The 3,094-nt window shown below is 44.2% G+C and carries 3 protein-coding genes; all 3 read left to right on the plus strand.

Annotated elements, in window-relative coordinates:
• A partial coding sequence (locus tag U9P07_07235) for a TRAP transporter substrate-binding protein (GenBank protein ID MEA2109197.1) occupies nt 1-999 on the plus strand: 999 nt, incomplete at its 5' end.
• Nucleotides 1,000-1,069: 70 nt separating this feature from the next.
• The gene (locus tag U9P07_07240; protein MEA2109198.1) at nt 1,070-1,561 is read left to right on the plus strand and encodes a TRAP transporter small permease; all 492 of its coding nucleotides are present in this window, start codon (nt 1,070-1,072) and stop codon (nt 1,559-1,561) included.
• A gap of 249 nt (nt 1,562-1,810) precedes the next feature.
• The coding region (locus U9P07_07245) for a TRAP transporter large permease (protein ID MEA2109199.1) at nt 1,811-3,094 on the plus strand (1,284 nt) is incomplete at its 3' end.

Consider the following 3,094-nt stretch of genomic DNA (forward strand, 5'->3'; position numbering starts at 1 on the left):
CAGGCTTGGTCTAAAGGGAATCCGCTGGCCAAGTGGAAAGCCAAATATGACATGTCTAAAGCTAAGTATGTGATGAAAGTATCCAATATCTCTCACCCGGTTATTGAGGGCGTTGGAGTTGGTTACCGCATTCGTGATGCCCTGTGGGAACGAAGCAAGGGACAGATTGCTTTTAAATTTTATCCTTTGCATCAGTTGGGCGGTGAAGTTGAAGTTTTGAATATGCTGCAAACCGGTGCGATTCAGGGGATGATGTGTTCCTCAGTGGCGGTTACCAATCTGGCTCCGCGGATGGGAATGATCAACCTGCCTTTCCTGATCAATTCCTTTGATAAACTTGATAAGTTTGTCGCTAATAAAGCTCTGTTCTCATACTATATGGATGGGATGCTGCATCAGGGGGTTATGGGGCTGGATATTACCGGTTATGGTAACTATGGTTGGGCCAGTACGGTTTCGATCAAAACTCTTGCCGATGCCAAGGACGTTAAATTTCGCATTGCTGAGGCGGCGGTCAATAAATCTCTGTATGACGCCTGGGGCCTGAATCCGGTGGTAATGCCATGGCCTGATGTTCCCATTTCATTGAAGCAGGGGGTTATTACCGGTCTGGATCATACTCCGATGGTCTGTAATATCACTAAAAAGTTTGAGATTTGTAAATATTTTAACCAGATTAACTATGCCCAGGGTTTGTTTATCCATTTAGTCAATAAGAAATGGTTTGATTCCCTGCCCGCAGACCTGCAAAAAGTTGTTACTGATGTTATTCATGAAGAATGTGCCAAGACCAGGGTTTTGACCCGGAAGCAGGAAGAGACGCAAATTGCCAAGGCTAAGGAAAATGGCGTGACTTTCTCCCAGCTTTCTGCCGCGGAACATGAAAAGCTGCGTGTGCTTGGTGATAAAGTTCATAAAGAGTGGGCCAGCCAGATTGGGGTTGACTACTTGAAAAAGGTTCAGGATTTCGTGGGATATAAGAGAATTCTGGATTATTGATTTCAGGAGCAAAAGGCCGGGATATTTATATCCCGGCCCTTTTTTTGTGCTTTAACCGAGGAAAGTGGAGATGATAAGTAAGATATTTGGGGGGATTGACAAGGTTCTCAGCTTTTTTGAAGAGTGGACCTTGTTTGTTTCGGTTATGGTCGGGCTGATTGCGCTCTTTGTCAATGTGGTGTTGCGCTACACTATTCATTATTCCCTGGCCTGGTCGGAAGAGCTGATTCGGGAAATTATTATTTATACGACCTTTATCGGTTGCAGCGCCGCGATCAAATCAAGGGCAATGATCCGGATTGATGCCGTGCCGCAAATTTTCCCCCGATTAAAAAAACCATTGGATTACTTCAGTAATTTCTGTGTTCTGTTTTATAGTGCTTTGATAACCAAGCTTGGTTGGGGAATGGCCGCCTTGCAGGTTGCCACCCATCAAAAAACTATTATCCTGCGTATTCCCCTGGTTGTTCTCTACGCTGTTTTGCCATTGATGGGAATTATGATGTTCATCAGAACGTTGCAAGTCATGTGGGAAGATTATAGCACCAGTCAGGAAGATTGAAGGCTGTTGCTAACGTTTATTCAGTATGGATGTGTTCTGTTAGACCTAAGTTAAGCAATTAGCAGTTAGCTCTTAGCATTTAGCTGAGTAAAATTGAGGTTTTAGGTTAATAATACACAGTACTCAACAGGTAACTGTATGTATATAGTGAAATCCCTTTAATCATTAAACTAATAGCTAACGGCTAAAAGCTAATCGCTCAATTTAGGTTAGAATCTTCATTTTAAGATAGAGGACAATTAAGAGTTTATGGAAACCAGTTACATTATTATTGCATTATGCCTGATTGGCTGTCTGGCCTCGACGATTCCGGTATTCATGTCGTTATTTTTTACCAGTATTGTCGGTTTTTATTTCTTTTCCGGCATGCCGGTTATGATGATGGCGCAAACTTTATTCCGCAGTATGGATAATTTTGCCTTGGTGGTGGTATTGTTTTTTATCCTCTGTGGCAATATCATGACTTCCGGGTCCATTGTCGATAAACTGATAAAAGTAGCTAATTCGGTGGTGGGTTTTTTCCCTGGTGGTTTGGCGATGGCCGGGGTGCTGGCCTGCGGTATGTTTGGTGCCATTTCCGGTTCAACGGTGGCCACCGTGGTTGCTATCGGTGGATTTATGATCCCGGCCCTGATGGATAACCAGTATGATGAACAGTTCAGTGTCGGGATAATGACGACATCGCCTATTCTGGGGATTATCATCCCCCCCAGTATTTCCATGATTCTCTATTCAATGGTCAGCAACGATTCATTGGCGGCCCTGTTTATGACCGGTTTTATACCCGGTTTCCTGATTATTGTCAGTTTTTCGATCTACTCGTATTTTTACTGTAAGAATCGTGATTTTAAACGTATGCCGCCACCAACCTTCAAGGAACTGATCGCGGTTTTAAAAGAGGGATTCTGGTCCTTGATGTTGCCGGTATTGATTTTCGGGGGGATTTTTTCCGGAGTTTTTACTGCCAATGAGGCCGCGGTAGTGGCTTGTGTTTATGCTTTTATTGTCGAGCTGTTTATCCACCGGGATATGAAATTTGGTGATGTGAAGAAGGTCGTTGTATCTTCAGCCGTAACTTCTGCAACCCTCCTGATTATTGTTGCCGGGGCTTCAGCTTTTGGTCGTTATTTAACCCTTGAACAGATTCCGGCGCTGATAACCGACGCGGTGGTATCGAATATCGATTCCCCCTGGGTATTCCTGATGGTGGTTAATATCATGCTGCTGATTGTCGGCATGTTTATGGATATCATCTCGGCTACTCTGATCCTGGCACCTATCCTGCTGCCCATTTTGCCGGAATTCGGGATCAGTTCCCTGCATTTTGGTTTGCTGATGACTGTTAATCTGGGGATTGGCTATTGCACACCGCCACTGGGAGTCAGTCTCTATATAACCGGCGCCCTGGTAAATCGCGGCCTCATTTATGTTACCAGGGCGGTGATGCCTTTTTTGGCTATCCAAATAGTGGTATTATTGTTGCTTACCTACTGGCCTGATCTGGTGCTGTTTTTGCCGTCATTATTTTATAAC

The sequence above is a fragment of the Pseudomonadota bacterium genome (assembly GCA_034660915.1).
In the GTDB taxonomy this organism is placed as follows: domain Bacteria; phylum Desulfobacterota; class Anaeroferrophillalia; order Anaeroferrophillales; family Anaeroferrophillaceae; genus DQWO01.